The sequence below is a fragment of the Streptomyces silaceus genome (assembly GCF_001419745.1).
Taxonomy (GTDB): domain Bacteria; phylum Actinomycetota; class Actinomycetes; order Streptomycetales; family Streptomycetaceae; genus Streptomyces; species Streptomyces silaceus.
Window position 1 is genome coordinate 1 of the sequence record NZ_LIRJ01000405.1, and the last position, 6,077, is coordinate 6,077.

Genomic DNA, 6,077 nt, shown 5'->3' on the forward strand with positions numbered 1-6,077 from the left:
CTCCAGTGGAGTTGCCCCCGCCACCCGAGGACCCCGACCCACCCGAAGCTCCGGAAGCGCCGGAGCCGCCGGACCCCGGGCCCGTGCCCGACGGCCGCTTCGGCGCGACCCTGGGGGACGGCGCCTCGCCCTGCTCGCGGTCGAGGGAGAACGACCAGCCCTCGAAGCTGCCGGTCGGCGGCGTGCGGTAGGTCGCGCCCTGCTGGCTGTAGGTCCACGCGCCGCCGTTGGGGGCGTGCCAGTACGACCAGTACGCCTTGGTGGGCGGGGTGTCGACGCACGGTTCGCGGTCGGGCCCCGGGCTGCCCTCCAGACGGCAGATGAAGGACTCGCCCCACCGGTTGGTGCCGGTCACGTCGATGCCCGCCGCCTTCAGCGCGGCGAGCCCGCTGGCCTGGCTGCCCACCGCGCAGCGCACGATGGTCGTGCCGCCCAGCTCGCGGAAGTCCACGACGACGGTCACGCCGTTCGCGTCGGGGCAGAATCCGGCCCGGCCACGGCCGGTGTCCAGGGCGCTCGCCGTCCCCGGGGACGCGCCGACACCGAGCGCGACGGCGGACAGGAGCATGCCGAGGGCGGTGGCGAACACGCGGAGCGCACGGGCCATTTCGGGTCCTTCGGGCCGGGGGCCGCATCAGGACCCCGACACGCCCGTGCCGCACAACAAACCCCTGACGCGCGTTCCGTGCGGAAGCGGCAGGGGCCGATGAACCGGGGGCTCAGGGCTCCACGCTGCAGACCATGACAGTGAGAAGCAGTGCACATGGCGCGCCGGGCGATCCGGCTCACGGCGTCGAGCGCCGCTCACGGTTGCAGGTCAGCGCCGGATTCTCACCGGCTTTCCCCAGTCGCGCATGCATTCAGTTGTCACTTCGTCAACACACGAAGCAAGGTGAAGAGTACGCCCGGCGTCCCGAACCGGCCACCCCTTCCCGCTGTAACCATGATCACTGGTCGCCGCGTGCCGCGAGGGCGGCCAACTCCTCGGGCGTGCGCGGCCCGTGGCCCGTCCCGTCGCGCAGGCCGTGTGCCCGCAGGAGCTCCGCCACGGCGATCCCCCACGGCAGTGTCAGACCGGCCTGGGCGAGCAGGTCGCGCTGGGCGAGCATCCGCTCCACCGGGCCGGTGCGCACCCCTGAGGGCGTGAGCAGTGCCGCGTCGTCGGCCCAGCGCAGGGCGAGGTCCACGTCGTGGGTCGCCATGACCACGGTGGTCCCGGCGTCCCGCAGGCGGCCCAGGGTGGCGAGGAGGCGTTCCTGGCCGTCGGGGTCGAGTCCGGCGGTCGGCTCGTCGAGGATCAGCACGCGGGGACGCATCGCGACGGCGCCCGCGATGGCGGTCCGCTTGCGCTGGCCGTAGGAGAGCAGATGCGTGGGGCGGTCGGCGAGGGCGGTGATGTCGAGCGCGGCGAGCGCCTCGGCGACGCGCCCGCGGACCTCGGTGTCGGGCAGGCCGAGGTTCAACGGGCCGAAGGACACGTCCTGTTCGACCGAAGCGGCGAACAGCTGGTCGTCCGGGTCCTGCACGACCAGCTGGACGGTCGTCCGCAGCCGCGTCAGGCCCTTGCGGTCGTACGTCACCGCGGCGCCGTCGACCGTCAGTCCGCCCCGGTCGGGGCGCAGTCCGCCGCTGAGCAGCCGCATCAGCGTGGTCTTGCCGCTGCCGTTGCGTCCGAGCAGCGCGAGCGCGCGGCCCTCCACGACGTCGAAGTCGAGACCACTGAGGACGGTGGGCCCGTCCTCGTACGCGTAGGAGGCCGCGCGCAGGGCGACCAGCGCCTCGCCGGATCCGGTGGGAGCGCCCGGCTCGCGCAGAGCACGCGGCTCGGTCATGGCAGGAACCTTTCCAGTACGAGAGTGAGGGCCGCCAGGCCCACGAGCAGGGCCGCGCTCGCGGCCACGAACGGCCGGGAGATCCGGGCCTCGGGCACGAGGACCCGCAGGGTGCCGTCGTAGCCGCGCCCGGCGAGCCCGGCCTGGAGCCGGCTCGCCCGGTCGAAGGCCCGCACGAACGCGGTGGCGCCGAGCCCGGCGAGGGAGCGCCAGGTGGCGGCCCGGGTGGTGTGGCCGAGGCGGGCCGCCTGCGCCTGCCGGATACGGCCCATGGAGTCCAGGAGCAGGAAGCTCATGCGGTACGTCACGAGCGCCACGTCCACGACCGGTGCGGGCACGCCGGCCTTGACCAGGCGGGGCAGCAGATCCGACATCGGTGTGGTGAAGGCGAACAGGAGCACGCCGAGCGAGGCCGCCGAGGTACGCAGGAGCAGACCGCCCGCCCGCGCCGGGCCGCCGTCGGCGAGCGTCACGAAGCCGTCGGGGCCGCCGACCTGGACGAGCAGGGTCAGGGCACCGGTGACGCAGAAGCCGAGCGGTACGCGGTAGGCGCGCCACAGCTTGCGCGGCGGCACGCCGGCAGGTCCGAGCAGCACCGCGAGCGCGGCGCACAGGACCAGGACCGCGCCCGGCCAGGGCGGCAGGGAGATCGCGAGGACGGTGAGGCCGAGCCCGAGCACGGCCTTGTCCACGGGGTGGCGGCGGCGCCAGTGGCTGCTGTGCGCCGCCGCGTCGATGGGCAGCACCCCGGCTCAGACCTTTTCGGTGTCGGCCCGGGTGTCCGCCGCGCCGCCCACCGGATCGGCCGCGGCCTCCTCGGCCCGTGCGCGCTCGGCGCCCTGCCGACGCCCCCTGCGCAGCCCGAAGTAGTACGCGAGGACGCCCGCGCCGATGGCCGCCTGCAGGGCGAACAGCGCCGATTCGACCTCCCCGGACGGGGGCTCGTACAGGGGCGAGAACCACGGCTCGTAGTCGGGCTTGAGCTCGGTGATCGCCGTCTCGGCCTGGGCGTCGGCGCCCGCGAACGGCTCCTTCTTGTCGTCCCCGAGGCCGAGCGCCAGCGGAAGCACCGCGAGCGCGGCGACGACGACGAGGAGCAGGATGTTGATCTTCGTGTTCCGGCTCATCAGGCGCTGGCCTCCGACTTCGTCTCCGCCGGCGCCGCGCTCTTCGCCTGCGCCTCCTTCTCCGCCCGCGTCTCCGGCTGCGCGGCGGGCTGCTTGCGCTGGAGCAGGACGCCGAGCCGCGTCAGCTCACCCTTGCTGGACTGCACGAGCAGCCGCATCACGAGGACGGTGAGCAGTCCCTCGCTGACCGCGAGGGGGATCTGCGTGACGGCGAAGATCCCGCCGAACTTGCCCAGCGCGCCGAGGAAGCCGCTGCTGGGGTCGGGGAAGGCCAGGGCCAGCTGGACGCTGGTGACGCAGTACGTGGACAGATCGGCGACGAACGCGCCGAAGAAGACGGCGACCATGAGCGGCACGTCGTACCGCTTCAGGAGCCGGTAGACGGCGTATCCGGCCCAGGGCCCGACGATCGCCATCGAGAACACGTTGGCGCCCAGCGTGGTGAGCCCGCCGTGGGCCAGCAGCAGGGCCTGGAAGAGCAGGGTGATGGTGCCGAGCACCGTCATGATCGGTGGTCGGAACAGGATGGCGCCCAGACCTGTTCCGGTCGGATGGGAGCAACTGCCCGTCACTGAAGGGATCTTCAGGGCGGACAGGACAAAAGTGAAGGCTCCGGACGCGCCCAGGAGCAGGGTGCTCTCCGGGTGCTCCTTGACCTCACGCGTCAGGGAGCGGACTCCGTGGACGACGAACGGCGCGGACGCCACGCCCCAGGCGACGGCGTGCGCCGGCGGGAGAAACCCCTCGGCTATGTGCATGGCTCAGCAGACCCTCTCCAGCACCTCGTGGATGGACAACGCGCCTTGGCCGGTCTCCTGGCTGACGGGTCCCACCGACCGACTCCGCCTTCCCGGGCGCGTGTGCGCCCAGTGGCTGCCGCAAGGGCTGGAGCCGGACTTCCCGATCACAGTGGCGAGGGCCGCACCGGCATCACACCGGATTTCCCGTTCACCAAGGCGTGGTGACATTAGTGCGCAACTGATCCGCCTGACAACTTGCACAACGGTCGCAGCGGTGGCACGCGCGAGCGCACACCACCACCGCGTACGCCCCTGTTCAGAGCCTATGCGTAGACATGGAAGCCGCGGCCGGTCTTACGGCCGAGGAGTCCCGCCTCGACCATGCGCAGCAGCAACGGCGGGGGCGCGCACAGGGGTTCCTTGAACTCCTCGTACAGCGACCGGGCGATGGCGGCGACCGTGTCGAGGCCGATCAGGTCGGCCAGTCTCAGCGGGCCCATCGGGTGGGCACAGCCGAGTTCCATGCCCGCGTCGACGTCGGCGGCGGTGGCGAAACCGGACTCGGCCATGCGGACCGCCGAGAGGACATACGGGATCAGCAGGGCATTGACCACGAAGCCCGCGCGGTCCCGCGCGTGGACAACCGTCTTGCCGAGCGTCTCGGTGGCGAACCCGGTCACGGCGGCGACGGTCCGCGGCGCGGTGTGCAGGGAGGACACGACCTCCACCAGCGGCAGGACGGGGACCGGGTTGAAGAAGTGCAGCCCGATCACCCGGTCGGCGCGGCGGGTGGCCATGCCCAGACGCATGATCGGGATGGCGGAGGTGTTGGTGGCGAGGACGGCCTCCGGGTCCTCGACGGTCTTGTCGAGCGCGGCGAAGACCTCGGTCTTGGCGTCCGCGTTCTCGACGATCGCCTCGATGACGAGCTGCCGGTCGGCGAGGTCGTCCAGGTCACCGGTGAAGACGAGCCTGGCTTCGGCGTCCTCTGCGGCGGGGCGGTCCAACTTGCCCCGCTGGACGGCGCGTTCGAGGGAGGCGGACACCCGCTCCCGGGCCGCGCGGGCCGCCGTGGCGTCGACCTCGCAGACCACGGTGTCGACCCCAGCGCGGGCACAGACCTCGGCGATCCCGGCGCCCATCCGGCCGCCGCCGACGACGCCGACCCTGCGGATCTCCGCGTGCGCGGGGCGGTTCTCGCCGGTGCGGTGGCCGGTGTCGGGGGCGAGAACCTCGACGCGGCCGCTCAGGGGGGTGGACATGCGGGCCTCCTCGGAAACGTACGGACGGGTCCTGCGCGGCGCTCAGTGGAACTGCTCCTCCTCCGTGGAGCCGGAGAGCGCGGTCGTGGAGGAGGCGGGATTGACGGCGGTGGAGACCAGGTCGAAGTACCCGGTGCCGACCTCGCGTTGGTGCTTCACCGCGGTGAACCCGTGCTCCTGGGCGGCGAACTCCCGCTCCTGGAGGTCGACATAGGCGGTCATGCCGGACTCCGCGTAGCCGCGGGCGAGGTCGAACATGCCGTGGTTGAGGGAGTGGAAGCCCGCCAGCGTGATGAACTGGAAGCGGTAGCCCATGGCCGCCAACTCCCTCTGGAACTTGCCGATCTGGTCGTCGTCGAGGGCCGCCTTCCAGTTGAAGGACGGCGAGCAGTTGTAGGCGAGCATCTGGTCGGGGTGCTCGGCGTGGATCGCCTCGGCGAACGCGCGGGCCTGGGCCAGGTCGGGGGTGCCGGTCTCCACCCAGATGAGATCGGCGTACGGGGCGTAGGCGAGGCCGCGGGCGATGACCGGGGCCATGCCGTTCTCCACGCGGTAGAAGCCCTCGGCGGTGCGGTCGCCGGTCGTGAAGCGGGCGTCGCGCTCGTCGACGTCGCTGGTCAGCAGGGTCGCGGCGAGGGCGTCGGTGCGGGCGACGACCAGGGTCGGCACATCGGCGATGTCGGCCGCCAGACGGGCCGCGTTGAGGGTGCGGATGTGCTGGGCGGTCGGCACGAGGACCTTGCCGCCCAGGTGGCCGCACTTCTTCTCCGAGGCCAGCTGGTCCTCGTAGTGGATGCCGGCGGCGCCGGCGGCGATCATCGCCTTGGTCAGCTCGAAGGCGTTGAGCGGACCGCCGAAGCCCGCCTCCGCGTCGGCCACGATCGGGGCGAGCCAGTCCGTGGCGTCCCCCGCGCCCTCGGCGGTCGCGATCTGGTCGGCGCGCAGCAGCGCGTTGTTGATGCGACGGACCACCTGGGGAACGGAGTTGACGGGGTAGAGGCTCTGGTCGGGGTAGGTGTGCCCGGCCTGGTTGGCGTCGGCGGCGACCTGCCAGCCCGACAGGTAGATGGCCTGCAGCCCCGCCTTCACCTGCTGCACCGCCTGCCCGCCGGTGAG

7 protein-coding genes and 1 riboswitch are annotated in these 6,077 nt (G+C 72.5%); all 7 genes read right to left on the minus strand.

Going from position 1 to position 6,077, the window contains the following annotated elements; genetic code table 11:
* On the minus strand, positions 1-607 hold a 607-nt coding region (locus AOK22_RS31575; RefSeq protein ID WP_202818486.1), incomplete at its 3' end, for a hypothetical protein.
* A 340-nt stretch (positions 608-947) separates the two neighbouring features.
* Positions 948-1,832, minus strand: coding sequence for an energy-coupling factor ABC transporter ATP-binding protein (locus tag AOK22_RS31580; protein ID WP_055702143.1), 885 nt, complete (start codon positions 1,830-1,832; stop codon positions 948-950).
* The gene (gene cbiQ, locus AOK22_RS31585; RefSeq protein ID WP_055702144.1) at positions 1,829-2,578 is read right to left on the minus strand and encodes a cobalt ECF transporter T component CbiQ; all 750 of its coding nucleotides are present in this window, start codon (positions 2,576-2,578) and stop codon (positions 1,829-1,831) included. The genes AOK22_RS31580 and cbiQ overlap by 4 nt, the downstream gene beginning before the upstream one ends.
* A gap of 6 nt (positions 2,579-2,584) precedes the next feature.
* On the minus strand, positions 2,585-2,959 hold the full coding sequence (locus tag AOK22_RS31590) for an energy-coupling factor ABC transporter substrate-binding protein (RefSeq protein WP_055702145.1): 375 nt from the start codon (positions 2,957-2,959) through the stop codon (positions 2,585-2,587).
* Complete coding sequence (locus AOK22_RS31595) at positions 2,959-3,717, minus strand: energy-coupling factor ABC transporter permease (protein ID WP_055702146.1); 759 nt, start codon at positions 3,715-3,717, stop codon at positions 2,959-2,961. The genes AOK22_RS31590 and AOK22_RS31595 overlap by 1 nt, the downstream gene beginning before the upstream one ends.
* Positions 3,718-3,747: 30 nt before the next feature.
* A riboswitch (cobalamin riboswitch) is annotated at positions 3,748-3,930 on the minus strand.
* Between the two features lie 92 nt (positions 3,931-4,022).
* Positions 4,023-4,841 (minus strand): 3-hydroxybutyryl-CoA dehydrogenase, encoded by an 819-nt coding sequence (locus AOK22_RS31600; RefSeq protein ID WP_055702147.1) that lies wholly within the window; start codon positions 4,839-4,841, stop codon positions 4,023-4,025.
* Between the two features lie 162 nt (positions 4,842-5,003).
* A partial coding sequence (gene aceA, locus AOK22_RS31605) for an isocitrate lyase (protein WP_055702148.1) occupies positions 5,004-6,077 on the minus strand: 1,074 nt, incomplete at its 5' end.